The organism is Neorhizobium petrolearium, assembly GCF_017873175.1.
GTDB lineage: Bacteria > Pseudomonadota > Alphaproteobacteria > Rhizobiales > Rhizobiaceae > Neorhizobium > Neorhizobium petrolearium.
Genome location: NZ_JAGGJW010000016.1, coordinates 1 through 26,384, shown reverse-complemented (window position 1 = coordinate 26,384; position 26,384 = coordinate 1). Strand labels below are relative to the sequence as shown.

The window sequence follows — 26,384 nt, the reverse complement described above, 5'->3', positions numbered from 1 at the left end:
AGACGTCCATGAAACCCATTTTCGTCCAGCTTCGCTGCAAGCCCGGCAAGACCTATGAAGTCGCCGATGCCATCTACAAGACCGAACTCGTTTCCGAACTCTATTCCACCAGCGGCGATTGGGACCTGCTTCTGAAGATCTACATCAAGGACAGCGATGAGATCGGCCGGTTCGTCAACGAAAAGGTCGCATCCATTCCCGGCATCGAGCGTTCGCTTACGACGATCACCTTCACTGCTTTCTGATAGGGAAACAAAAAAAGCCGCCCGAAGGCGGCCTTTTGCCGAAATATCAATAGGATCTCAGACATGTGCCGTTGGCGCCAAGTTGCGCGAACGGACAAGATCGCGAATCGCGAGGCGCACTTCGTCCGCAGAGTTGAAGCGCTGCTCATCGAGATCGATGACGTGAAACTTCACGGCGATGAACTTCAGCCGATCCTCATCCGGAATGACGATACCGACGGGTTCCCCGCCGAATTCAATAACTTGCTTCTGCATGGCAGACTCCCGCAGTGGCTGCTTAAATACAGCTCTGGCGAATGAAAATTTTCAGGAACGATTGAACCGAAAGCGTTACATTCGACAGCACGGAAGGGAGCGGCGATCCGTGCCGATCATTTTGGACGCACCTTCACCCAAGGCGGCGACGAAAACAGGTATAAGCATGTCACTCTCCCTTTTGGTGTTGCGTGAAAAACCGATCAGGCTCACCCGACCGGATGATGATTGACTGTAGGTGAGTCCCACAGCGCTATCAACAAAAATCAGTGTAACTAGAATTTTTTTCCGACTCATGACAGGAAAAGGGCGGAATTGTGAAATTTCATTCGCAACTCCACGGCCATCGTCCGTCACCGTTTAAATAGGAAGCCTTCCGGCTCACGCAAGAACCAGGTTCGGGAATTTCCGGTCCGCGAAAGGCTCAACTTTCCGAGAGGAGCGCCTTCAGACGAGCAGCCAGGAGATCGGCACTTTCGCGGCTGAAGCACAGCGGCGGGGCTATCACGAGTTCGACGCGGCCGTTCGAAGCGGTCAGAATGCCGTCTTTTCGCAAGCCTTGGCCGATTGCCTTGGCCTTGGCGTCATCCTCGAATACAAGGACCAGGCACAGTCCCATGCCCTGCAGCGCGCGAATCGCCGGATAATGGGCGGCGAGTTCCTGCAGCGCCGTTTTCAGATGATCGCCGACGAGCCGAGCGTTTTCTCGAAGCGCCTCTTCCTCGCTGATCTCGAGAGCCGTTGCGGCCGTCGTGCAGGCGACCGGACTGACCCGGCCCGCCGTGAGTTCCAGGGACGTGGCGATCGTCTCGCGCATGAAAAGAACCGCGATATCTTCTCCGGGAAGGCCGGCAATGACGAGGTCGGGCCGGAGGCCGGATGCTTCAAAACCCCAAGCATGGTGGCCCAACCTTCCCCAGCCCGTGCTGGTCTCATCGATGACGAGGAGACCTTCGTTGCGGGCCAGTGCGTTCAATATTTCCGAGAGGCTGTCGGCCGGATGAGGAAAGCCGGTCAGCAGCAGCCCGGCCTTGCCGTCCTCTTCCAGCGCCGCCGCGGCTTCTTCCCTGCTGTTGGTACAAAGGAGCATCGCATCATCAGCGTCTTCAGGCACCAGGCCGACGACACCGACGATGTCGTGCCTGCCGGTATGGGCACGGACGACGTTCAGAGCATGATCGAGCGCATCGCGATGGCTGGGGAGGACAAGCACGGTCATGAGCCCCTCAGGCGCCAGATCCTCGAGGCGCTGGGAGAGATGCTGTTCTGCTTCCGATGGGCCGGAGGGCGGGGTGTTCAGAAGCAGGAGCTGCCGGTAGGCTGCAGCCGCCACGCCCGGATGACCGTGACCCATCAAAGGGGCGTTGCCGGTGAGGTCCAGCAGACTACGCCCGGTGCCATCGAAGAGATACTCCTTCCAGCCTCGAACGGGCTGGTCTGGATGCTTCGGGTCCGGCGCATCGGCATCGGTGCCGAGCAGGGCTGCCGGGGACGGGCATAGATGGGACCATGTTCCCGCCTTGCCGGGAATACAGAAGTGCGGCGGCACAAGATCCGGATCCCGGCAGAAGCGCAGACGTACCCCGCCGACGGAATTTTCCGCCCCGGCGACCGCTCCAAGCGGTTCGCCTGCGTCAAGCTTGGTCTCTTCGGCAATTTCGCATTCGAGACCTTCGACATGCAGTGTCAGCTCAAGGCCGGAAAAGACAAGCCGCGGGCCAGCGCGTTTCACCGTTCCTGCAAAAGGTGCCACCGCTGTTGTCCCGGCCGGCACGCATGCGTCGATATGCAGTGCAAAGCTCTCCGGTTCCTGCAGAGGGTCGGTCGAGCTTTTCGAAAGGCGATATTCGCCGTAGCGCGTGCTTCCGCGACCGGTTTCCCACGCGACGCGAGCCAGCAGTCTCCAATCGTTTTCCGGATCGGTCCAGTTGCCGCCATAAAGCAGCGGGCTTGTAACGCTGAGGTCGACGAGCCGGAGCATATCCGGATCGATGTCCGGCAAAAGGCGGCCGATCTCCGGCAGAGGTTTCGTCATTTCCGTCACATCGAGTATGGCCGCAAACATCCATGAAGGGGAAACGGAGGTCGCCGCATGGAGAACGGCGCGGCGCTTTTCCGCATCCTCTTGCACCAGTTGATCGTCCGGGGATTGCACCCGCCTATTCTCGGCTTTGGCTGCAAGGATTCCGGTCCGGGCGACGATGAGCGGCCAGAGCGCCTCAAGCTCTGCGAGCGTCAGTGGATAGATGTCATGATAGGCGCGGATTGCCGGCAGGAGGGCAGAGGAGTCACCGTCGCGGTTTGCGAGCATATAGGCGCAGCTATTGGCAAGGCTGGCGACGAGCCAGCCGTTGGAAAGGCCGGTGAAGTCCGTCAGGCCTGTCGGAAGCCAGACGCCATCGGTCACCTCGCCGATGACGGCATCGGCGTCGAGGTTCTGGTGTGTGACAGCGGTGCGCAAACCCGGAGCGAGCGGCTGTATGCGCCGCAATGCCGTCACCATGGCCTTGGCGATGATGTCGCGCGTCTCCTGGTCGGCGACTGCGGACAAGAGCGATACAGTTTGCGGACCGGCCTTGCGCAGGTCGCTTTCCGGCTCCTGTTCCAGGGTTGAATGTTCGAAGTCTTCGAGGCTCTTTGCAAGCGAGGCAGAGATCGCACCGAAGGCCGCAATCGCCTCATCCGACAGTTTCTCGTCTGCCTGTGGCGAGGTGCCATCGAGAAAGGTCAGAAGGCGGATGCGTCGGTCCTCGCCGGCAAGCGGCAGGACGACCGTGTCGCTTCCATCCTTGGTGGAGACGGGCTCGGGAACACGCGGCCCGTCCGGCTCGCGCAGGATATGGCGCATCAGGGCATGTTCGGTCTCGATCTTATCGAGAGGCCAGTCGGCGGGTGCCACCTTCAGGAGGTAGCGCATGTGGCCGTTGTCGATCAGAAAGTAAGGATTCTTCCGCCCCTCGATCGGAAAAACCTGCCCTGAAAGCCCATATTGCTCGCGGAGAATCTCCTCCACCGCATCGATCGACGGACCGGTTGACGAAACATCGATGAGGTCGGGCATGACGTCGGACATGAACCTCTCCGGAAATGGCGCTTCCGAAGAGGATAGTGCGGCAGAACCGCACGTCCATAGGGCTTTGTCCGAGCTTATCCCATGCGCTCGGATGCATAGGAGCCTGGGCTTGGGGGGAAGACGACGGTGCGGTTGCCGTTGATGAAGGTGCGGTGGTGGATATGCGCATGGATGGCGCGGGCCAGCACCTGGCTTTCGACGTCCCGACCGAGCGACACATAGTCGTCCGGCGACTGCGCATGGGTGATGCGCACCGTGTCCTGCTCGATGATCGGACCTTCGTCGAGATCGGCGGTGACATAATGGGCCGTCGCGCCGATCAGCTTCACGCCGCGCTGGTAGGCCTGCTTATATGGGTTGGCACCCTTGAAGGACGGCAGGAAGGAATGGTGGATGTTGATGATCCTGCCCGACATCTTGCTGCACAGACTGTCTGACAGAACCTGCATGTAGCGGGCGAGTACGATCAGCTCGGTGCCGCTCGACTCGACCACGTCCATCAACTGCGCTTCCGCCTGCGGCTTGTTCTCCTTCGTCACCTTGATGTGGTGGAAGGGGATGTCGTTGTTGACCACCAGTTTCTGGTAGTCGAAATGGTTCGACACGACGCCGACGATGTCGATCGGCAGCGCGCCGATCTTCCAGCGGTAGAGCAGGTCGTTGAGGCAATGGCCGAAGCGGGAGACCATCAGCAGCACCTTCATGCGGTCCTCGGCATCGAAGATGTCCCAGTCCATCGCGAACCTGTCGGCAACCGACTTGAACTCCTCGACGAGGGCCGGCCGTTCAGCCCCCTCTTCGGAAAGGAAACTGACGCGCATGAAGAACTTGCCGGTGTCGAGGTCGTCGAACTGCGAACTGTCGATGATGTTGCAACCCTTTTCGGCAAGGAAACCGGATATCGCAGCAACAATCCCGCGCGTGGATCTGCAGGTGACCGTCAGGACATAGTTCTTCATCTAAAATCTCCCTCCTCCGCCATCAATGGCTAGTTCGTGTATACATAATGATGGTGCAGGACAATACCTAGACCAAAATGAAAGGGAAAAATGACAAGATGAGCTGATGATCGATGTCCGTGTGTGTACAGGTGCCCGCTTCATTCGTTCCATGTCTCGGCTTTTTTTATAGGCGTTTGTCATAACGCCGACCTTAGGGACAGCTGGTCAAAATTCCATTCCTTTTGCGCCGTCCGAGCGCGTATTGTCGCCGCCCGGACCTATTCGGAGAGCTATTGACTGTGCTGAAGGCCACGGAGCAGGTCGCGGACGCCTGCTCGACAGCCTCTTTTCGGTACATTCCGTCGGCAATCGATAAAATTGCAAGAAATTCCTTAAGGCTTCGCAAGGGAGGCTCAGCGTATTGCTGCCGGCAGTGATTCAATTACCGGCACGACCATGACGGACGCTCGACTGAAATCCCGACCTGCTCGGGAAGCATCAGGTCTCATTCCACGCCCAGCCTCCGAGCCGCTGACCTTTGGCGGCACGATCGGACTTTTCGCGCCTGCTTGCGCCGGCACCAAGCCGTCCGGTCTCGCCGTGCTCTTCGCCAGCCCCTGGGGATTGGAGGAAATGTGCACGCGCAAGTTCTGGCGGATCATCTCCGAAAAGCTTGCCGATCGCGGCATCCCCAGCCTTCGCTTCGACTATCCCGGCACGGGTGACGCGCTGGATGGCGTGGATTTCAAGAATGGTCTTGGCGTCTGGTCCGACGGCCTCGTCGCGGCGAGCGCTCATCTGAAGGCTCTCTCCGGCTGCGAGCGCATTGTCGTCGTTTCGCAAGGTCTCGGTGCAGTCGTCGCCACGAAGGCCGCTGAAGAGATCGAAGGTCTCGAAGCCATTGCCTATCTTGCGCCGGTCGTGTCCGGTCGGTTGCATGTCCGCGAACTTGCCGTCTGGTCCAGGGTGGTGGACGAGAATCTGGGCCTTCCCGAGGAGCAGCGACAGAAGGCGGGCGTCTCGATTGCATCGTTGACGATGCCGGCCGAGGTCGCCGAGGAGGTTCGCAAGGTCAATCTGATGACGATTGACCGGGTGCCGGCCCTGTGCACACTGGTTGTCGGAAGGGCCGATCGGCCTGCGGACCACGACTTCGCGACTCATCTTCGCGGGCTCGGCGCCGATGTGATCGAGCAGGTATTCCAAGGTTACGAGAGACTGGTCTCCAATCCGGCGATTTCTAAACTACCGCTGCCGGTTGCGGAGAACCTGGTCGACTGGATCGCCGCGCTTCCCGTCGAGCCGCATTCCGTGAGAGAAAGCCAAAGGGCGGCAATTGCGCCGCTTGCCGGCGACGGCTTTGCCGAAACGCCCGTCCGGTTCGGTTCCAACAGCCGGCTATCCGGGGTTCTTTGCGAGCCGCTGCACGGTCGTGCGGGCGCGACGGTACTCTTTCTCACCTCGGCCTATGACCGGCATGCCGGCTGGGGGCGCATGACCGCTATGATGGCCCGGACGCTTGCCCGGTCCGGCATCGCGTCGCTGCGTTTCGACACCGCCGGTGCAGGCGACAGCCCGCCCGTGCCCGGACGGCCGGAACAGGTGCTCTATCATCCAAGCCAGAATGCCGATGTATCGGAAGCGATCGACTTCCTCGAAGCCCGCGAGTTGACGCCGGTCGTGACATCCGGCCGCTGCAGCGGCGCCTATCTCGGTTTCCAGGCATCGCTTGTCGAGCCGCGTATTGCCGGCAACGTCTCGGTCAATCCGGCCGTCTTTCGCTGGCGTCCCGGCCGGTCGGTCGAGGATGCGATCATCAACGGCACGCGCAGTCTTGACGATTATGGCAAGCGCGCGTTCCGGACCGAAACGTTCAGGCGAATCCTGAAGGGCGAGGTCGATGTCCCGGCCGCGGCCCGTAATATCGCCAAAGGTATCGGCAACCGGATCAGGAGCAAGCTCCTGCATGTTTTCCGCGCCGTTCTCCCCGAGGGGCGGGCGATCTATGGCGCTTTTCGTGCGCTTCACCAGCGTGGCATGCCGGTTTCACTGATCTACAGTGAGAACGATCTTGGCCTCGAGCAATACGATTTCTATTTCGATCGTGACGGGTCGGGTCTCTCGCGCTTCCCGAATGTGTCGTCGACGATCATTCCCGACGCGGATCACAACCTGACGCCGGATCACGCTCGCGAGATCTATCTCGACATGTTGAGGAAGATGGCTTTTCGCTTCGCTCCGGCGGTCGATACCAACCGGTCAGAAACGCGCGACGCGGTTGCTGCCGAGTGAGCGGACCGTGCCGCCCGGCCGGCCGGTGGCCCCGGGCAAGGCTTCAAGCCGCACTTGTTTCGGTGCGTTCGGCGCAAGATGGAACCAGTTGTCGCCGGCACGGCAGCCCAGGGCATCGATACTGACCGACTGTGCAAAGCAATCCGTCGAAAGCTGCAGCCAGAAGGCACCATCCTCCTCCTCCAGCGATACTGAAATGCCGGCATCATGCAGCGCCTTCGCGCGTCCCAGCGGAAAATGAAAGGCCTCGGCGATCAATTCGCTTGTTTCGGCATGTTTGAGCCGAGCAACGGTCACGTCATGGGAGGGCGGGCCGAAACGATAGGCATAATTGGCATCGAAGAAGGCGCCGAAGAGATCGGTGCAGGCGATGCTTTCGGCCTGCCGGGCGTAAAGGATCAGCTCACGCCGGCCGGTGACCACCTGCATCCTGCCGTCGCGCAGGCAGGTGACTTCGAGCACGACCGGCAGGGTACCGCCGGTTTCATTTAACAGATGCATGTCCAGCCCGTTGGTGCCCTCGTCGGCGAACATGATCTGTACCGGCCGGAAGGCGCGTTTCAGCGCATGCCAGGCGGGTTTCGGCAGTCCGTCGACGTCGGCCACGCCCCAACCCGGTCCGTGCATGACGTCCTGGAGGGTGAAGACGAGCGCGCCGTTGCAGGTGGAACCCGGCCGCCGCCATTCGGCAAAGGTCGCCTCCATCACCTCACCGGTCACGGCGCGGGAAAGCGCTAGATAGCGATCGAAATCATCGCACCGGAGCTTTTGTGGATCGACGCCGTAAAGCTCGCAAAGATAATGGTCGCGTACATCCTCGAAATCCCAGTCGGCGCCGGCATCGCGCGGAATGCCGGCCTTGCCGTCTTGGAGCGTTTCCGTGGCGGAAAGATTGGAGAAGGCGAGGCATTCGGCCGCAAAACGGACATTTGCCCGGCGTGCATCTTCCAGCGGGCGCTTGTAGGCACCGACGCCATAATAATGCGCTACACCCGCATCGGGAAAGAAGGGCAGTGCGCCGCCGGACGGAGAATTGGCGACATAGGGCAGGTCGGGTCTATGTTCGACGGCGAGGTCCGCCAGGGTTTCCTCGCAAAGCGGGCCTTTCCAGATGCGCTCCGGCAGTCCCAGCATAGCGCCCTGCTGATAGATCTCGCTGCCGCCGCAAAGCGCAGCAAGCGAGGGCGATGCCTGTGTCACGTGAAGGAACTGCTCCACTTCCTTTTTCACGTGAATCACGAAATCGGGATCACCGGCCGGATAATCGAAGTTGGCGAACATGAAGTCCTGCCAGACCATCAGTCCCAGTTCGTCGCAAAGCGCGAAGAAATCCGGGCTTTCGTAGGTCGCGATACCGGGAATGCGGATCATGTTCATGCCCGCGTCCTTGGCGAGCCTGAGCCAAGGCTCATAGCTTTCGCGGTCGCCCGGCAGTTTCACGATATCCGCGGACGTCCAGACCGCGCCGCGGCAGAAGATTTTCTCTCCATTGACGATCAGTGCCAGGTCGTTGCCGTCTTCGCCACGATCGACGGAAACAGTCCGGAAACCGGTCCGGGCAAGCGGAAATCTCTCGCCGTCAATCTGTAGTGTCACGTCATGCAGCGCAGGCTCGCCATGCGTGTGCGGCCACCAGGGCTCTATGCCGGGCAGGCGTAGTTCGGCGGAATATTTTCCTTCAGCGAACACGAAGGATGCTTCCCGGCCGTCGCAGACCAGGCGGAAATCACGCGCCAGGCCCTCGTAGGCAAAGCTGACTTTGAGAACGCCTTCGCCATCCCGGAGCCCAGCTGAGAAACCGAGATCGGAAATCCGCGTCCTGCCCGGTGTTATCAATGAAACCGGCCGCCAGGGGCCGAGCGCCTGCACTTGCGGGCACCAGCCGGGCATGAAGCCGAGCGCGGTGGTGCGGGTGAGGCGCAAGCCCTGGCTGTTCATCAGCCGTGGCCGCCAGCGGGCGCGGGGACCGCTCTTTTCCAGATGCGGTTTCAGCGCCCGAAAACAGATAAACAGCGTTTCGCGGCCCGCAAGGTTCACCGGCACGTCATGGCTTTCGAACATGCTTTGAGAAGACAGGATCAGGCGATCGTCGAGGAAAACCTCGGCCACGGTCGCAAGACCGGCGAAGCGCAAAATTACAGGCCCCGGTGTTTCTCCCGCCAGGGAGCGGCGATACCAGATATCCTTGTCGAACAGCGGCGCGGGGTTGTCGCTGTCGAAACGCCCGGCCGCCTCCAAGGCCGCGGCCGCCGTGCCCGGCACGATTGCCGGAATGTCTTCGAACATGAACGGAAGCTCGCCCGGCAGCGTATGAGCGCCGGACTCGGTCACAACCAGCGACCAGCCTTCGTCAAGAAGACTGGTTTCAGCACCGATCAGCGAAAGAGTGTTCACGCCGCCTCGCGGTTCTCGGTTGCCGTCAGCGCCAGATCAGCCATCAGCACGTCCCAGGCCTCGATAGCCGGGTCGAGCGCGGTTGCGAGCGGCGAGAACTTCTTGCGGGTCACCGCGCGGGCAAGCTGGAACTGGGTCGATTTCGCAACTTGCGCGATCTTCAGCGCCTGTTCTCGGGCTTCTGCAAAGGCCCGGCCATTCAGCCAATCCAGGTGGCTCGCCAGCAACTCGAAATTCGCACCCACCTGCCTCAGCGTGTTGAAGGCGTATTTGTGGAAGAAGCCGAAGTCGCGCTCTGCCACACGCTCCACCTGCGCCGGGAAGACATCCGCGAAGGCAAGGATCGGGTTTTCATCCGGCCGGCGTGCGTAGTGATGGCGCAGCAGCTTCCACGCCGTTTCGCGGGTATCCCGGATATCGGGGTAGGCCGCGGGAAACTTGGCAAATTCCGTGTAGGGCAGGAAGAGAAGCGGGTCAGTCCCGGCACCCATCTGGAACAGGCCTTCGAGATCCTCGCCGCCGAGCGTGAAGAAGCCGCCATTGTGAAAATAGTCAAGTTCGCGATTTTCGAGATCGAGCCGGTTGATCGCCACCGTGGTCTTGCCGTGCTCCTGGCGGTAGGTCACGCCGCGCGTGTCCGGCAGGTAGTAGCTGTCGAGCTCCATCAGCGCCAGTCGACCTCTGGCAATCTGCTCCGCCACATGCCGTTCCGGCCGGTCGAAGATCGCCAGCTCGGTCACCCGTATGCCGTAGAGCGTTTCAAGGTCCTCCAGCGGCACCTTGAAGAAGGTGAACTGGTCGCCTTCGAAATCCTGGGTCAGGGTGAAGCCCAGCATGGCTTCCGGCGGAAGATTTTGCGCCGAAAGCACTTCGATCCAGAGGTCGACGTAGCAATTGGTTTCCGGCCACATGCGTTCCGCCGAGTGGAGCGCATGTGGCACGTAGCTGACCGGGTCGAGGCCGGGAAAGACCGATGTCATCGCGTCAACCCCACAGGACGGCGCGAACGCTTTCCGGCCACGCCTTCACGTCGAGGCCGTGGGTGTGGAAGAGCGCGAGCGCGATGCGCTCCAGGCCGAAGCCGACACAGGCGGTGTGCGCCGTCGAGCCGTCTTCCAGGTAGAGGCCCCATTTCGTGCCGAACGCGTCCTGATGGTAGTTGAAGCTCATGCAGGCGGTCGGTTTGGCGGTCGAGGTGATCGGGATCAGCAGCTCGAACTTCAGGTTCTGGTCGCGCTGGTTGTTTGCCAGCATCTTGCCGGCGCGACCGAAGAACGGGTCGTTGGCGATGTCGATCGCCACGTCGAGGCCCACCGACTTCATCATCTCGACGCCGCGGTCCATCCAGCGCTGGCGGAAGTCCGTCACATGCTGTTCGGTCCCCATGCAGACATATTCGCGCATGCGGAAAAGCTGCTGGCGGGCCGGATCCTTGGAGGGTTCGTGGCGGAAGCAATAGCTCTGCAGGTCGTAGAGGCCACCGGATTTCGGCAGCTTGCCGCGGCGTGCGACCGTCGGGTAGAGCGGGTAGCAGGCGGCCGGCGTCAGCACGATATCGGTCGCTTCCTGACCCTTGGTCCAGTCGTCGCCGACTTCCATGCATTTCAGGAGGCTCATGTGGTCGAGCTCGCTGCCGCAGAAGGAATGCACCGTGCCGGCAAGCTGCGGGAAGCTCTTCATGTAACCGCTGGTTTCGAAGAATTCGCGGTTCATGCCCGGCGGAAAGCGCATGGCCTCGGCGCCATCGGCGCCACCCACCCTGTCGATTAGGCGCTCGAAAGCGGCGATGACGTCCTCAAACTGGCCGCTGCGGCCGTAAAGACCATCGACGCCGGTCTCGATCAGAAGGCCTGCATCGAACAGGCGGTCGAGAAAGGAAACTTGCATGTCCATTGGCTTCACCTCAATCAATTCATTTGAAGGGCAATTCATTTGACGAAGTGGGCGTCAGCCGAGAAGGCTGGTGTCCGGTTTCTGCACGAGCAGCATGGTCGACGTGTTGCCGAGGATGCGGTCGTTGGAGATCATCAACTGGGCGGAATGGGCATCGCGCAGATGCCTGCCGAGGCTGTAGGGCGTGCCGTTCTTGTAGCCCATGATGCCGCAGATGATCATCGCCTGGTTGATGATCGTCAGGATCGTCTCGGAGGAGGCGAGCTTGACGTTGTTCATGGCGATCGAGAACGCCATGGAGGAAAGCTGGTCCGGGTCCGCCTTGGCATCCTCGTAGGCTCTGAGGCCCGAGAGGATGTTGGCCTTCAGGAGTTGCAGCAGGTTCGAGGTTTCTGCGAGCCGCAGCGCGCCGGGCGGCTGTGAGCCGCCCGCCTTGCGGGCGGCGGCGCGCACGAAGGCCTGGGCGCGAAGCACCGCATCGGCGGCGATACCGTACCAGACGGCGCTCCACAGCAGGTGGGAGCTTGCGAGCATGGACTGTGCGGCGATTTCGGCGAAAGGCTTCGGAAAGACCTGTGCCGCGGGCGCCTCGCCCTTGAAGATGAAACCATCCGAGCAGGTGCCACGCATGCCGAGCGTATCCCAGTCGACGGTCTTTTCGAGCGTATACTGGCTCTTCCTGAAGACGGTCATCACTTGGTCGCCCGGGGCGGCATCGGCACGGGCGCGGGAGGTGACCATGATTGCGTCGGCGTGCGCCCCGTAGGAAATCACCGTCGCATCCTTTTCGAGCCGGCAGGTGTCGCCGTCGATCTCGATGGCGCAGATGGAATTGCGCAAGTTCCCGCCGATGCCCGCCTCCGTCGTTGCCGAGGCGACGAGAAACTGGCGGGCGCAAAGCTCGCGCATGAAATCCCTGTGCCACTCGCTTTCGGCGCCGTGTTCGACAAGGCTCGAAACCTTGATCTGGTGCATGGCGAAGACCATGGCGCTCGCGGCGCAGGCTTGCCCCAGAATGGAGCAGACCTCCGCGAGCTCCTGCGTTGTTGCACTCTCGCCGCCGAAGGCTGCGGGGATCTGGATGCCAAGCAGGCGTTCGGCCTTCATGGCATCAACGGCTTCCTTCGGGAAGCGGCCTTCGCGGTCGACGGAATCGGCGAAATCGGCGGCCACCCTCGCCACGCGATGGGCGCGTGCGCCGAGGCTCATATCGGTTGCGACAGCGGCAAGGCTCATCACGCGGCCTCTTTGGCTTTCAGGATGTGGGATACCGTCTGCTCGATCGCCGAGATGCTGGCAAAGGACTTGCGGTTCAACAGGTTGTCCGGAAACTCGATGTCGAAGGCCTCTTCGAGGCCCAGCATGAGCTGCACCGATGCAAAGGAAGAAAGGCCCGCCGCATAAAGATCGGCGCCATCTTCCAGCTCGGTCACGGCGACCGGCAGATTGCCCAGTTTGGCCAGCAGTTCGCGAATGGTCTCGTTCATCTCGACGTCTCCCGATAATTGGAACTCAAGCGTTCATCGCTGGTGGGAGGTTTAGGCTGGAAAGCATAAGATTCCGGTAAGAAACATCCTAAAAATCAGGCAGCGGGATTCGCTAAAATCCAATCGATCGGCATCTGTCCGAACTGACTTGACAGGAGGGCGGCTCCGGTTTCTGATGTCCGGATTCACCAGGGGGGTCCCGGCAAGGGGCTGAGATACTGCTGGGCAATACGGCTTTGCCGATTGTGGCGCAGTGACCCGTTGAACCTGATCCAGTTCATACTGGCGTAGGGACGGTGCGGACACTCACGGCTCAATGGCGGGATTCCCGCTCCGGCTCAAGGCGTTCTTCCATCATTCCAACACCGGACTGGGTCTCCAAACGTCAAACCTTGGAGCCTCAACCATGAATATCGCGACCACCAAGCTTACCCCGGTCGTCACCACCGGCCCGCTTCCCGCCTCGAAGAAGGTCCTGAAGCCCGGAGCCCTTCATCCCGACATCCGCGTGCCGATGCGCGAGATCGCGCTGCACCCCACCTCTGGCGAACCGCCGGTGACGGTCTATGACTCATCTGGTCCTTATACGGCCGAAGGCGCGACGATCAGCATTGAATCCGGCCTGCCACGTCTTCGCGAAAGCTGGATCAAGGCCCGCGGCGACGTGGAGATCTATGAGGGACGCGTCGTCAAGCCGGAGGACAACGGCTTTGTCACCGGCGATCGCCTGACACCGGAATTCCCGGTCCGCAATGCGCCGTTGAAGGCGAAAGCGGGCCTGGCCGTCACCCAGCTTGCCTATGCGCGGGCCGGCATCATCACGCCGGAAATGGAGTTCATCGCGATCCGGGAAAATCTCGGACGGCAGGCCGCCAAGGAAGCACTTGCCCGCGATGGCGAAAGTTTTGGCGCGCACGTGCCAGACTTTGTGACGCCGGAATTCGTGCGCCAGGAAGTCGCAGCCGGCCGGGCGATCATCCCCGCCAATATCAACCATCCGGAGACCGAACCGATGATTATCGGCCGGAACTTCCTGGTGAAGATCAACGCCAATATCGGCAATTCGGCCGTCACCTCGTCGATGGCGGAAGAGGTCGAGAAAATGGTCTGGGCGATCCGCTGGGGTGCCGATACGGTCATGGACCTCTCGACCGGCCGCAACATCCACAATATCCGCGAATGGATCATCCGCAATTCGCCGGTCCCGATCGGCACCGTGCCGCTCTACCAGGCGCTCGAAAAGGTGAACGGCATTGCCGAAGACCTCACCTGGGAAGTTTTTCGCGACACGCTGATCGAACAGGCCGAACAGGGCGTCGACTACTTCACTATCCATGCCGGCGTTCGGCTTGCCTACATTCCGCTCACGGTCGACCGCGTCACCGGCATTGTCTCGCGCGGCGGCTCGATCATGGCCAAGTGGTGTCTGCATCACCACAAGGAAAGCTTTCTCTACGAGCATTTCGAGGAAATCTGCGACATCTGCCGCGCCTATGATGTCTCCTTCTCGCTCGGTGACGGATTGCGTCCCGGCTCGATCGCGGACGCCAATGATGCGGCGCAGTTCGCGGAGCTGGAAACGCTCGGCGAATTGACGCAGATCGCCTGGGCGAAGGACTGCCAGGTGATGATCGAGGGCCCCGGCCATGTGCCGATGCACAAGATCAAGGAGAACATGGACAAGCAGCTCAAGGTTTGCGGCGAGGCGCCTTTCTACACGCTGGGGCCGCTGACGACCGATATCGCACCGGGCTACGACCACATTACCTCCGGCATCGGGGCGGCGATGATCGGCTGGTTCGGCACGGCCATGCTCTGCTATGTCACGCCGAAGGAACATCTCGGCCTGCCGGACCGCGACGACGTGAAGATCGGCGTCGTCACCTACAAGATTGCGGCGCATGCGGCCGATCTCGCCAAGGGGCATCCGGCCGCCCGCATCCGCGACGATGCGCTGTCGCGCGCCCGGTTCGAGTTCCGCTGGGAGGACCAGTTCAACCTGTCGCTCGATCCGGAAACGGCGCGCAATTTCCATGACGAGACGCTGCCGAAGGAGGCGCACAAGGTGGCGCATTTCTGCTCCATGTGCGGCCCGAAATTCTGCTCCATGCGGATTTCGCACGACATCCGCGCCGAGGCGCAGAAGGAGGGGCTGGAGGCCATGGCCGCGAAATACCGTGACGGCGGCGATCTCTACATGCCGGTCGGAAAGGATTGATGCATCAAAGCTTCTGCCGGTCTTCCGGCAGAGGTATTCTCGTCTGTGCTTGACTCGAGATCCAAGCACAAGCCAGACAGCACGAACCTGCCCCCTGGCCGGCAGGCCAGGGGGGATATGGTCCGCCTCGACAGAAGTTGGTGGAGAAAACATAGGCTCGGCTCAGTTCCATCAATCACGTAACCCTTTCCGTATCCCCGCCTTGCGATCCTATGCCTACAATTGCCCTGCTTCCGTCGCCGGAGTGTTTCGCGAGACGTTCGCGGGCAGGCGGGAGCCGGCGCTTCCATTGGAACCGTAACGTGCGGGAAGGTGGAAGAGGTGAAAGCCATGGAGAGTTCGTCGAAAGGCGGGCGCTCCTATCAAGCCTCCCCCGGGCAGCCATGTCCGGTTCGGTTGAGCCGTGCAAGTGGTGAGACTTCCCGAAAGGAAGTCGTAAACAAGACCACGCAGCGAGGCGAGAGGATCACCTGTAGGGGCTGGACACCCCGAAAGAACGCCGAAGGCCACGCGAATGCGGAGCCACATATTAAATTACTTGAGGTTCCGCATTCGTGTGGGCTCTCCGAGATCTCAGGACACGGGCAGAATCGGTCGCGTGAAGGATGAGCCGTGTCATCTTGGAGGATAGGCATGCTCCTCGCCGCGGAAATCGCTGACGGAATAGCAGCCGCCTTGCCGGTGGATAGCATTTTCGCCGATGACGGCCTTGCCGTGGCCGCCCGGAATGTCGAGCACATAGGTCGGCTGGCAGAGGCCCGAAATCTTTCCGCGCAAGGCTGCAACGATCTTCTGCCCTTCCGCGATATCCAGCCGGAAATGGCCGGTGCCCGGCGCAAGGTCGGGATGGTGCAGGTAGTAGGGTTTTATCCGCGTCTCGACGAAGGCTTTCATCAACTCGCCCAGCACCGCCGGATCGTCGTTGACGCCGCGCAGAAGCACCGTCTGGCTTACCATCGGAAAGCCCGCATCAACCAGCCGCGCGCAGGCGGCGCGGGCGGGCTGCGTCATCTCGCGCGGATGATTGGCATGCAGCGCCACATAGACCACCTTGCCGCTGCCCTTCAGCGCTTCGATCAGTTCCCGGTCCACGCGGTCCGGTTCGACAACCGGCACGCGGGTGTGGAAGCGGACGATCTTCACATGCGCAATGTCGGCAAGCCCCCGCATGATGGCGGCAAGCCGGCGTGGCGAAAGCACCAGCGGGTCGCCGCCGGTGAGGATCACTTCCCAGATTTCTGTGTGCTCGCGGATATAGCCAAGCGCTGCCGCCAGTTTCTCCGGCGAAAGCGTGCCGTCGCCCTCGGGGCCGACCATTTCACGGCGGAAACAGAAACGGCAATAGACCGGGCAGATATGCACCGCCTTCAGGAGCACGCGGTCCGGATAGCGATGCACGATACCCTTGACCGGGCTATGCGCGTGGTCGCCGATCGGGTCGGCGCGTTCTTCCGGCGTCGCGAGCAATTCGTCGGGATCGGGAACGAACTGCCGGGCAATCGGATCGTTCGGATCAGCCCTGTCGATCAGCGATACCAGGGTCGGCGTCAGCGCGATCGCGTAGCGGTCCGCAACGGCGCGGATGCCGTCGAGCTTTCCGGGCTCGACCAGGCCGGTGGCCATCAGCTCTTCCGGCGTTTTCAATGAGCGGGCTGCTGTCACGAAAAGACCTCCGCGACCGGCGCCCACATCACCTGGTCGATGCGGGTGGCGCCCGTTGCCAGCATGGCGAGCCGGTCGAAGCCGAGGGCCGCGCCGCTTGCGTCCGGCATGGTCGCCAGCGCGTCGAGGAAATCCTCGTCGATCGGATAGCGCTCGCCATAGATGCGGGACTTCTCGGCCATCTCATGCTCGAAGCGGCGGCGCTGTTCGCCGGCATCCGTCAACTCGCCGAAGGCATTGGCAAGCTCGACACCGCAGGCATAGAGTTCGAAACGTTCCGCCACGCGCGGATCACGGGCGGAGGGGCGGGCGAGTGCCGCTTCCGAAACCGGATATTCGCAAAGGATCGTCGCCCGGCTCTGTCCCAGATGCGGTTCGATCTTCTCCACCAGCACCTTGCTGAAGAGATCGGCCCAGGTGTCGTCTTCGGCAAAGCGAATTCCGGTCCGCTTCAAACCAGCCGCCAGCAGACCGCGGTCGGCTTCGCCACTTGCGGTGACGGAGGCGAGGAGGTCTATGCCCGCATATCGCTCGAACGCCTCGGCGAGCGACAGGCGCTCCGGCTCGGCAAAGGGATCGACCTCCATGCCCCGGAAGACGAAACGATCCGTCCCGGTGGTCTCCGCGGCAAGAGCCAGCATGTCGGCGCAGTCGGCCATGAGCTGTTCGTAGCTCTCGCCGGCGCGGTACCATTCCAGCATGGTGAATTCCGGGTGATGCAAGGCCCCACGCTCGCGGTTACGGTAGACATGTGCGAAGGTGAAGATCCGCTTCTCGCCGGCCGCCAACAGCTTCTTGCAAGCGAATTCGGGCGAGGTGTGCAGGTAGAGCGATGCCCGTGCGCCGTCGATCGCGATTGCCTCCGTGGCGAAAGCATGCAGATGTGTCTCGTTGCCCGGCGAGATCTGCAGCGTGGCCGCATCGACTTCGACGAAATCCCGTTCGCTGAAAAATCCGCGCAGCGCCACCTGGATCGCATTGCGTCCCATCAGGAAGGGCCGGCGATCCGCGTGGTTTGCCGGCGTCCACCAGGGCGAGCGGGATATGGCGGGTCTGGATGAGCTCATTTACGGCTTTCTTCGCCGGTTCTTCCCGGCAAGGCTTCCACTTTGCGCGGTTTTGGAGTAGTTCCGGCCGGAAAACAGATACTCGATCACGAGGGCCGTCTTGCGGGCTAGTTACCGCCCGGTCCTCTACGATGCATTTTCGGCAGTTACAAGCCAGTACGCACCATAAGGAATATCATGGTCAAGGTCATCGCCTCCTCCGTCCGCAAGGGCAACGTCCTCGAAGTCGACGGCAAGCTCTATGTCGTTCTTACCGCCCAGAACTTCCATCCCGGCAAGGGCACGCCCGTCACCCAGGTCGACATGCGCCGCATCGTCGATGGCGTGAAGGTGTCGGAGCGCTGGCGGACCACCGAGCAGGTCGAGCGCGCCTTCGTGGAAGATGTGAACTTTCAGTATCTCTACGAAGACGGCGAAGGCTTCCACTTCATGAACCCGGAGACCTATGATCAAGTCGTGGTCGATGCGGAGACGATGGGCGATCAGAAAGCTTATCTCCAGGAAGGCATGACCTGCATCCTTTCCATGCATGAAGGCGTGGCGCTGGCTCTGCAGCTGCCGCGCCACGTCACGCTCGAGATTGTTGAAACCGAGCCGGTCGTGAAGGGTCAGACGGCCTCGTCGTCCTATAAGCCGGCCATTCTTTCCAACGGCGTCCGTACCATGGTCCCTCCGCATATCGATGCTGGCACCCGCGTGGTCATCGCGACGGAAGACAATTCCTACGTCGAACGCGCCAAGAGCTGATCGTCCCCGGCCTGTCAGCACATGATAATAAACCTCCGGAGCAGTGCTCCGGAGGTTTTTTGTTGTTATCAGGATATCAGTGGAATCTATTTCTTCACGACAACAGAGGCGACCTTGGCATCCGTCTTGCCGAAGGCATAGCCGCCGCCGATCGCGACGTTGAGGGTGACATAGTCCTGTGCGACCTGCTGCACGGCCTGGGCAAGGCTTGCCTGCGCGGTCGAGACCTCGCGCTGCGCGTCGAGTACGTCGAGCAGCGAGGATGCGCCGTCACGATAGCTTGCAGTCGCGAGTTGCAACGCTTCCTGATAAGACTTCACCGTCGCCTGGTAGGCTTCGACCGTGCGGCGGTCGCGAGCCACGGCGGCAAGCGCGTTCTCGACCTCTTCAACTGCATCGAGAACGGTCTGCTTCCAGACAAGATAGGATTCTCGTGCCGACGATTCGGCGATCTTCACATTGCCCCTCAGGCGGCCGCCGTCAAAGATCGGCAGGCTGAGCTGCGGACCGAAGGACCAGCCGAGAACGCCGCTCTCACCGGCGGAGATTCTGGTGTAGGACGGAGTGATCGAACCGCCGAGCGTGATGGACGGATAAAGCTGCGCTTCGGCCACGCCAATCTCGGCAACGGCCGAGGCGAGCTGCCGTTCTGCAGCGCGAATGTCCGGGCGGTTGCGGATAAGATCAGCGGGGATGCCTGCTCTTGCATTGAAGCGGGCGACCGGCTGACGGGCACCTTTTTGAAGTTCAGCAACGAGGGAGGATGCCGGCAATCCAAGCAACGTGGCGATGCGATGGGTGGCGCGGCGGAACTGGGTCTCGAGGCCCGGGATTTCCGCGATCGTCGAATTGACGAGACCTTCCGATTGGACAACGTCGAGTCTGGAGGCCGCCCCGGCTTCGAGCTGAAGCTTGGTGAGGTTCAATGTTTCCCGCCGCGAATCGAGGTTCTGCCGAGCGATCGCGATGCGCTCCTGATAATAGCGGACGTCGATATAGGCAGACGCGACCTGTGACAGAAGCGTCAGTCTCGCCACGTCTGCGCTGGCATAGGCAGCGTCGAGACTTGCGAGCGCCGATTCCTTGGAGCGGCGATAAAGGCCGAAAAGATCGAGGAACCAGGACGCAGTCAAATCGCCTCCAGCCGTCGTCTGAGGACCGGACGACGACGGGCTGAGAGGCCCTCCAATGTCCTCGCTGCCGCTTCGGCTTGCAGAGGCTCCAAGGTCCAGGGCAGGCAGCCCGCCGGCACCTGCAACGATGACATTGGCCTGTGCAGCATTGATTCGTTCCAGAGCCTGGAGAACGTCGAGGTTCTGCCCAAGGCCCGTCTGGATATAGCCATTCAGGCGGCTGTCATTGAAGGCGGTCCACCAGGCAACCTGCGACACGTCACCGTTGCTGGCAGCGCCGGCCTCGGCGAACTTTCCCGGCAGGGAGATTTCCGGCGGCGTGTGATCGGGACCGACGACGCAACCCGAAAGCAGAAGCGCGGTGATAAGAGGAGCAACAACTCGAGTGGATAGCATTTTTCTGTCCCAGTGCCCTAAACGCTTGGAAGTCAGACATTCATGCCGCTTCCGATTGCTCCGTCAGGAGCGATTCGATTGTTCCTGACGGTATTAGAAGACCAAATCCGTTAACGACATAATCCTTATGCTACGCTTTTTCACGGTTTGATAACCGTCTAACGACAACAAAGAAGGAGGGAACGAAGAAAATTCCGAGGAGTGTTGCAGAAAGCATACCACCCAGCACCCCGACGCCGATCGCGTTCTGCGCCGCGGAGCCGGCGCCGGTGGCTATGGCGAGCGGGACAACACCCAGAATGAAAGCAAGCGACGTCATGATGATCGGCCTCAGACGCAGGCGAGCCGCTTCGAGTGTCGCTTCCATAAGGCCCATGCCCCCCTGTTGTCGATCCTTGGCAAATTCAACGATCAGAATCGCATTCTTCGCCGCCAGACCGATGGTCGTCAGAAGACCGACCTTGAAGTAAACGTCGTTCGACTGCCCGAGGAAGTGCGCCGCGGTCAGTGCCCCGAGCACGCCGATCGGAACCGCGAGGATAACCGAGAAGGGGATCGACCAGCTTTCGTAGAGCGCTGCGAGGCAAAGAAAGACGATCAGGACCGACAGCGCGTAAAGCATCGGCGCCTGCGAGCCAGAAAGCCGCTCCTGATAGGAAATTCCCTGCCATGCTACCGAATAGCCGCCCCCCATCTCGGATACCAGGCGTTCCACTTCGTTCATGGCGTCGCCCGAGCTCACACCCGGTGCGGCCGACCCCTCCATGGAGAACCCCGTGACGGCATTGAAGGCGGAAATGGAAGGCAGGCCGTTGACCCAGGTTGCTTCCGTGAAGGAGGAAAACGGAACCATCTCGTTGCCGGAATTGCGGGCATTCCAGTATTTCAGATCCTCCGCCTGCATGCGGTAAGGCGCATCCGCTTGCACGTAGACCTTCTTGATCTTGTTGTTCAGCGTGAAGTCGTTCACCCGGCTGCCGGCGAAAATGGTCGTCAGCATGGAATTGGCGTCGGAAATCGAAACTCCCATGGCGCTCAGCTTCTCCTGGTCCAGCAGGAGCTTTACCTGGCTTTCCTGATCGCGGTCGTTGCTGCGCATGGCGGTGATCTTGTTGCCGCTGTTGGCGGCCTGCACAAGTTGTTTGGACGCCGTCACGAGGGCTTGCGAGCCGTGATTGCCGCTATCGACCAGATACATGGAGAAGCCGCTGGAATTGCCCATGCCCTGAATTGCCGGAGGAAGCAGCGGGAAGACCTGCGCTTCGCGGATCGTGAAGAAATTGCGCATGGCGCGCTGAACGATGGCGCCTGCAGCCAGCTTCGGGTCCTGACGTTCGTCGAAATCCCGAAGGCTCGCAAAAACAAGGGCGTTGTTCTGGCCGGCGCCCGTGAAGCTGAAGCCGTTTACGGCGAAGACGTCTTGGACGCCTTCCTTTTCCTGGTCGAGATAATAGTTTTCGACCTTCTCGATCACCTCAGCCGTCTGGGCACTGGTTGCGCCATTCGGCAGTTGGATGATTGTCATCAACACGCCCTGGTCTTCCTGTGGGAGGAAGGAGGAGGGAAGTCGCGTGAAGAACCAGGCACATCCCCCGATCACGATGGCGAACATGATCATCACGCGCAGCGGACGCTTCAGGAGGTAACCCACGGAGCCCACATAGCCATGCGTGGTCCGGTCGAAGCCCCGGTTGAACCAGGCGCCGATCCCTCGTCCCTTCTTATCGTGGTCGATCGGTTTCAGCATCGTCGCGCAGAGGGCGGGCGTGAGCACAATGGCGACCACAGCCGACAGGAGCATCGCCGACACAATCGTCACGGAGAACTGCCGGTAAATGATGCCGGTGGAACCGCCGAAAAATGCCATGGGGATGAAAACGGCGGTCAGCACGAGCGCAATGCCTATGATCGCGCCGGTGATTTCCCCCATCGATTTCTCGGTGGCTTCGAGCGGCCCGAGGCCTTCCTCCGCCATGATTCGTTCGACGTTTTCCACCACCACGATGGCGTCGTCCACCAGAAGACCGATGGCGAGGACCATGGCAAACATGGTCAAGGTATTGATCGAGTATCCTGTCAACGCCAGAATGCCGAAGGTTCCCAGCAAGACGACCGGTACAGCGATCATCGGAATGAAGGTTGCCCGGAGATTCTGCAGAAATACCAGTAGGACCACGAAGACGAGCACAATAGCCTCGATCAGCGTGTGGACCACCTTTTCAATGGACAGCGATACGAAAGGCGTGGTGTCGTAGGGATAGATGATCTTCACACTTTGCGGGAGAGCCGGTGCGATCTCGGCGAGCTTGGCCTTGACGCGGTCCGCCGTATCAAGCGCATTCGCGCCCGTTGCCAGGTTGACTGCGAAACCCGAAGCGGGCTGGCGATTGGAGCGGGAACTGGAGGAGTAGCTCTCCTGGCCAATCTCGACGCGCGCCACATCACTGAGGCGCACGTTGGCGCCACTGGTGTCGACCTTGAGGATGATTCGTTCGAATTCCGGCACGGTGGTCAGCTGGCTCTGGGCCGTCATGGTGACGTTGATCTGCTGGCCTTCGACGGACGGCAAGCCACCTACCGACCCTACCGAGACCTGAGTGTTCTGGATCTGGATGGCCGACGTGACGTCTGCGGGCGTCAGCTGGAATTTTCTGAGCTTGAACGGGTCGAGCCAGATTCGCATCGAATAGGCCGAACCAAAGGAGTTGATGCTGCCGACACCTTCCAGGCGTTTCACCTGATCTTCGATCTGGGTCGAGAAGATATCGCCCAAATCGGCGGAAGATCGCTTGCCATCGGTGGAAACGAGTGCACCGACGAGCAGAATACTGGATGTCGACTTGGTGACCTCGATACCCAGATCCTGGACGATGGACGGCAGTTGCGACGTCACGAGCTGCAGCTTGTTCTGGACCTGCACCTGGGCAATGTCGGCATCGACACTGTTGTCGAAGGTCAGCGATATGCTGGCCTGCCCGGTCGTGGAGGAGGAGGTCATATAGGTGAGACCATCCAGGCCAGTCATGCCGTCCTCGATGATCTGCGTCACCGTTTTCTTAACCGTGTCGGCACTGGCGCCCGTATAGGAAGCGGAGATGCGCACGGTTGGCGGGGCGATTTCCGGATATTGTGAAATCGACAAGGTATTGATGGCGAGAACGCCGCCGAGCATGATGACGATGGAGATGACCCATGCGAAGATCGGCCGCCGAATAAAAAAAAGGGACATGATCTAGTTCCTGATCCCGATGTTGCCGAACAAGCCGCGAGACATCACGACTTCGGCGTCGGGGCATCGCCGACGACCGGTTTCTCTATGACGAAGCCCTTGGAATCGATCTCCGCAGGAACGGGATTGACGGTGGCGTTATCGGTGATCCACTGGAGGCCATCAACGATGAGCTTGTCTCCGTCGCTCACGCCGTCGGTGACCAGCCAGTTGTTGCCGGAAAGCTGGCTGCTGCGGAAAGTGCGCGTTTCGACCTTGTTGTCGGCAGTCACGAACTGCGCCGTGAGTTCGCCATTGGCGTTCCGGCTGGCCGCGCGCTGGGGAATGAGATAACCCGTTTCCCTGCCAACGGTGATGGTGGCGCGCACAAACATGCCCGGCAGGATGAGATTGTCGGGATTATCGAAGAGGGTGCGGATGGAAACGGTGCCGGTGGTGGTGCTGACCGCCATTTCGGACATATCGAGCTTGCCGATATGGGGATAATCGGAGCCGTCCTCCAAGGTAAGGCGGATTTGGGTTATCTCGTCATTTTCCCTGCGATCATGGTTTCCGGCGGCGATGGCTGTCCTCAGACGCAGCAGATTCACACTTGATTCGTTCAGCTCTATATAGATCGGGTTGATTTGGCGCAGAGTCATCAAAGCATCGGTCTGGCTCGCCGTGACGACGTTGCCGACCGAGAATCGGGTGGCCGAGGTGACCCCGTCGAAAGGCGCACGGACTTCGGTCAGGCCGAGATTGATCTGAGCTGTCTGCAGAGCCGCGCGAGCCTCTGAAACAGAGGCCCTTGCTTGAAGCAGGGTCGTCCGGGCGTCCTCATATTCCTTTTGCGAGGCACCGCTATTGGCCAGCCGCTCGTAACGTTGAAGATTGGCCTCGGCCGCCGGTACGCTCACCTCCGAACGCTCCAATGCGGCCTGGGCCTCGGCTGCCGAGGCGAGATAGGTGTCGTCCTCGATCTTGTAGAGAAGATCGCCCGCTTTCACGAAGCTGCCTTCCTTCACCGCAATCTGCTTGATCACCCCGCCGACGCGCGGCCGGATGTCGGCCGACTGGAAGGCTTCCGCACGCCCTGAAAGAACCGTCGTGAGCGGCTGTTCGGATTTCTGCAGGGTCACGACGCTGACCGGCTGCGGCGGCCGTTGCGGAGCTCCGCCTGCGGATTGCTGTTGGCCAGAATCGCTGCAAGCCGCAAGAGCTGCAGAAAACAGCAGTGGTAGAATCAGTTTGCGTCCGATCATGGCGTCATCCAAGGCAAGGCGTTTGGGTAATCGCCACGGCAGACGATATGTGCCGGGGCGAAGGACGGAGAAGGTACCCCGTCTTGAGCGGTCGGAACAGTGGTGGTCGAAAGAAGAGTTCGGCCAACAGTCCGCGGTGGGGAAGTGACGTAAGTTAAAAATCGTCACTTTACAAGCGGATTTTGCAACGCAGCATTCACAAGTCCAGTAAGGCCGTCACATCGGTCATAAAGTTCGCCCTCGTCGGCCTTGGCCAGAAGAACAGGATGGAGCACGCTCGCAAAAGCGGCTGCCACATGCCGGCTTATTGCGTGCGGGTCGGTACATTTGTACGCACCGCTTTCTACGCCCTGGCGGATGAGATCGGTAAAGAGGGACTCGATCAGTTCCTTGTAATGCCGCCCGCTTGGCAGATCGGCTTCGGACATCAGAAAGATCATCTCGAACAGGAAAGGGTTTTCGCGGATGTCCTGAAGATGTGCCTCCATCAGCTTGCGCACGACGATCGCAAGCCGCTCGGGCGCTGGAGCGGGTTCGTCAAGCGTCCCGAATCGCCCGATCATGCGGCTGATATGCCGGTCGCAGATGGCATCCGCCAGGGCTGCCTTCGAGTGAAAATGCTTGAAGATATTGGCCGGCGACATCGAAAGCGCCTGGGCGACATCGGCGATCGAGCATTTGGCGATGCCGCGTTCACGGAAAAGGATTTCTGCCGTGTTGAGGATATCCTCCCGCGTCTCTTCCGCTTTGCGCCTTGGCCTTCGCACTCTCACCTCTTTAAAAAATCGGACGGATTTCCCGATCAACGCGTGCTGAAATAGGGCTCCAAGTTTTTCCGGACCCGATCAAGCACTGTCGCACTGTCGGTGTCCGCAACGAAGGTGTTTCCCGTGATCGTCTCGTAAGCTGAGCGGTAGACCCTGGCGGTCTCCTCGATCAGTTCGGTCGGAATCGGCGGGATCTCGTCCTTGTATGGGTCGCAACGTTCGACCACCCAGGCTCGGATAAAGTCCTTGTCGAAACTCCTTGGCCGGGTGCCGTTCTCAAAAGCCTCCCGATAGCTGTCGGCGATCCAGTAGCGGCTCGAGTCCGGTGTATGGATCTCATCTGCGAGGATGATGTTGCCGTCGACATCCGTGCCGAATTCGTATTTGGTGTCGACGAGGATGAGGCCGCGTTTTTCCGCCAGTTCCTGGCCGCGGTCGAAGAGCGCAAGCGCGTATCGGGACAGGGTTCTCCATTGCTCCACCGTCAGAAGACCGCGGTCGACGATTTCCTTCGGCGTCAGCGGTTCGTCATGGCCACCGTCAAAGGCCTTGCTGGTCGGCGTGATCACCGGTCCGGGAAGAACCTGATTATCCCTCAATCCGTCCGGAAGGTGGAGCCCGTACATGGCGCGCTCACCTTTCTTGTAGAGGGTCAGTAGCGACGTGCCCGTTGTGCCTGCAAGATAGCCCCGGACGACGATCTCGACCGGCAGGATATCAAGCCGTTTGCCCACGACCACATTCGGATCGGGATAGGTGAGCACATGATTCGGGCAGATGTCGCCAGTCGCCTCGAACCAGTAGCGTGCGGTCTGGGTCAGCACCTGGCCCTTGTCGGGGATCGATGTCAGGATGCGATCGAAAGCGCTCAGGCGATCCGTGGCGATGATGATGCGCCGGCCGTCTGGCAGATCGTAATTCTCCCGCACCTTGCCGCGGTAATGGTTCGGCAGTTCGGGAATGAAGGCATCGGTAAGAACGCGCACGGGAAACCACTTTCCTGAGAGTTTTCGCAGTCCTTTCGCTATCGCATGTTTTGACGCGGCGGCACAAGAACGGCCGCACGTTACAGCTTGCCGCTTCAATTTCTCCATCCAGCGACAGGGGTGGGTCCCGCTGCCAGACTGTTAACTTCCGTTAACGGTTGGAATGCGGCGCAAATTTCTAATTCGCCAAATTTTTCAGTATCTTGTAAGATTTTTCATTTTTTCTGATTCAATTCTGTTGACTTCATCTTGGGGTAGCTTCTATAAGCCGTGTCACTGACGAGGGCGGCGGCGCTGCTGGCGACGAAGTCCTTTGTTCTGGAGAAATCCTTTAGCATTGGCGATTGCTGAATGT

19 protein-coding genes and 1 riboswitch are annotated in these 26,384 nt (G+C 60.6%); of the genes, 4 read left to right on the top strand and 15 right to left on the bottom strand.

Annotated features, from left to right (window positions below; genetic code table 11):
* Positions 1-8 precede the first annotated feature (8 nt).
* Positions 9-245, top strand: coding sequence for an Lrp/AsnC ligand binding domain-containing protein (locus tag J2046_RS26315; RefSeq protein WP_210056885.1), 237 nt, complete (start codon positions 9-11; stop codon positions 243-245).
* A 57-nt stretch (positions 246-302) separates the two neighbouring features.
* Here the strand turns inward: J2046_RS26315 and J2046_RS26310 are convergent, their stop codons facing one another.
* The 3 genes from J2046_RS26310 to purU all read right to left on the bottom strand — a co-directional run bounded on the left by J2046_RS26310 (position 303) and on the right by purU (position 4,532).
* On the bottom strand, positions 303-500 hold the full coding sequence (locus J2046_RS26310) for a hypothetical protein (RefSeq protein ID WP_037154310.1): 198 nt from the start codon (positions 498-500) through the stop codon (positions 303-305).
* Positions 501-924: 424 nt separating this feature from the next.
* Complete coding sequence (locus J2046_RS26305) at positions 925-3,573, bottom strand: aminotransferase class III-fold pyridoxal phosphate-dependent enzyme (RefSeq protein ID WP_210056882.1); 2,649 nt, start codon at positions 3,571-3,573, stop codon at positions 925-927.
* Between the two features lie 74 nt (positions 3,574-3,647).
* On the bottom strand, positions 3,648-4,532 hold the full coding sequence (purU, locus tag J2046_RS26300; protein ID WP_210056880.1) for a formyltetrahydrofolate deformylase: 885 nt from the start codon (positions 4,530-4,532) through the stop codon (positions 3,648-3,650).
* A 438-nt stretch (positions 4,533-4,970) separates the two neighbouring features.
* Between purU and J2046_RS26295 the strand changes: the two genes are divergently transcribed.
* Positions 4,971-6,806, top strand: coding sequence for an alpha/beta hydrolase (locus J2046_RS26295; RefSeq protein WP_210056878.1), 1,836 nt, complete (start codon positions 4,971-4,973; stop codon positions 6,804-6,806).
* Here the strand turns inward: J2046_RS26295 and J2046_RS26290 are convergent.
* The 5 genes from J2046_RS26290 to J2046_RS26270 are packed head-to-tail and all read right to left on the bottom strand — an operon-like array spanning position 6,774 to position 12,580.
* Positions 6,774-9,200 (bottom strand): glycoside hydrolase family 2 protein, encoded by a 2,427-nt coding sequence (locus J2046_RS26290; protein WP_210056876.1) that lies wholly within the window; start codon positions 9,198-9,200, stop codon positions 6,774-6,776. The genes J2046_RS26295 and J2046_RS26290 overlap by 33 nt on opposite strands.
* The gene (locus J2046_RS26285) at positions 9,197-10,180 is read right to left on the bottom strand and encodes a DUF1839 family protein (RefSeq protein WP_210056874.1); all 984 of its coding nucleotides are present in this window, start codon (positions 10,178-10,180) and stop codon (positions 9,197-9,199) included. The genes J2046_RS26290 and J2046_RS26285 overlap by 4 nt, the downstream gene beginning before the upstream one ends.
* Before the next feature lie 4 nt (positions 10,181-10,184).
* Positions 10,185-11,093, bottom strand: coding sequence for an amino acid--[acyl-carrier-protein] ligase (locus J2046_RS26280; RefSeq protein ID WP_210056872.1), 909 nt, complete (start codon positions 11,091-11,093; stop codon positions 10,185-10,187).
* Positions 11,094-11,147: 54 nt separating this feature from the next.
* Positions 11,148-12,329: an acyl-CoA dehydrogenase family protein gene (locus J2046_RS26275; RefSeq protein ID WP_210056870.1), complete on the bottom strand. Its 1,182-nt coding sequence runs from the start codon at positions 12,327-12,329 to the stop codon at positions 11,148-11,150.
* Positions 12,329-12,580, bottom strand: coding sequence for an acyl carrier protein (locus J2046_RS26270; RefSeq protein WP_037154331.1), 252 nt, complete (start codon positions 12,578-12,580; stop codon positions 12,329-12,331). Before J2046_RS26270 ends, J2046_RS26275 begins: the two co-directional genes overlap by 1 nt.
* 180 nt (positions 12,581-12,760) lie before the next feature.
* Positions 12,761-12,892: riboswitch (TPP riboswitch) on the top strand.
* 94 nt (positions 12,893-12,986) lie between these two features.
* Here J2046_RS26270 and thiC point away from each other — a divergent pair.
* A complete protein-coding gene (gene thiC, locus J2046_RS26265) occupies positions 12,987-14,798 on the top strand; it encodes a phosphomethylpyrimidine synthase ThiC (protein WP_210056868.1) in 1,812 nt (603 codons plus the stop codon).
* Positions 14,799-15,413: 615 nt separating this feature from the next.
* Here thiC and J2046_RS26260 read toward each other — a convergent pair.
* Together J2046_RS26260 and epmA are read right to left on the bottom strand one after the other, a co-directional pair.
* Entirely contained in the window at positions 15,414-16,460 is a 1,047-nt protein-coding gene (locus J2046_RS26260; RefSeq protein WP_210056866.1) for a lysine-2,3-aminomutase-like protein, read from the bottom strand.
* Positions 16,457-17,527: an EF-P lysine aminoacylase EpmA gene (gene epmA / locus J2046_RS26255; protein WP_210056865.1), complete on the bottom strand. Its 1,071-nt coding sequence runs from the start codon at positions 17,525-17,527 to the stop codon at positions 16,457-16,459. Before epmA ends, J2046_RS26260 begins: the two co-directional genes overlap by 4 nt.
* A 177-nt stretch (positions 17,528-17,704) precedes the next feature.
* Here epmA and efp point away from each other — a divergent pair, with 177 nt between their 5' ends.
* Positions 17,705-18,274 (top strand): elongation factor P, encoded by a 570-nt coding sequence (gene efp, locus J2046_RS26250; RefSeq protein ID WP_210056863.1) that lies wholly within the window; start codon positions 17,705-17,707, stop codon positions 18,272-18,274.
* 86 nt (positions 18,275-18,360) lie between these two features.
* On the opposite strand, the gene J2046_RS26245 is transcribed toward efp, so the two are convergent.
* The 5 genes from J2046_RS26245 to J2046_RS26225 form a co-directional block, all read right to left on the bottom strand.
* Positions 18,361-19,803: an efflux transporter outer membrane subunit gene (locus J2046_RS26245; protein ID WP_210056861.1), complete on the bottom strand. Its 1,443-nt coding sequence runs from the start codon at positions 19,801-19,803 to the stop codon at positions 18,361-18,363.
* A gap of 130 nt (positions 19,804-19,933) precedes the next feature.
* Entirely contained in the window at positions 19,934-23,032 is a 3,099-nt protein-coding gene (locus J2046_RS26240; protein WP_210056859.1) for an efflux RND transporter permease subunit, read from the bottom strand.
* Positions 23,033-23,076: 44 nt separating this feature from the next.
* On the bottom strand, positions 23,077-24,276 hold the full coding sequence (locus J2046_RS26235) for an efflux RND transporter periplasmic adaptor subunit (RefSeq protein ID WP_210056857.1): 1,200 nt from the start codon (positions 24,274-24,276) through the stop codon (positions 23,077-23,079).
* Positions 24,277-24,440: 164 nt separating this feature from the next.
* A complete protein-coding gene (locus tag J2046_RS26230; protein ID WP_325169790.1) occupies positions 24,441-25,043 on the bottom strand; it encodes a TetR family transcriptional regulator in 603 nt (200 codons plus the stop codon).
* Positions 25,044-25,078: 35 nt separating this feature from the next.
* Positions 25,079-26,029: a phosphoribosylaminoimidazolesuccinocarboxamide synthase gene (locus J2046_RS26225; protein WP_210056855.1), complete on the bottom strand. Its 951-nt coding sequence runs from the start codon at positions 26,027-26,029 to the stop codon at positions 25,079-25,081.
* Between the last annotated feature and the right edge of the window lie 355 nt (positions 26,030-26,384).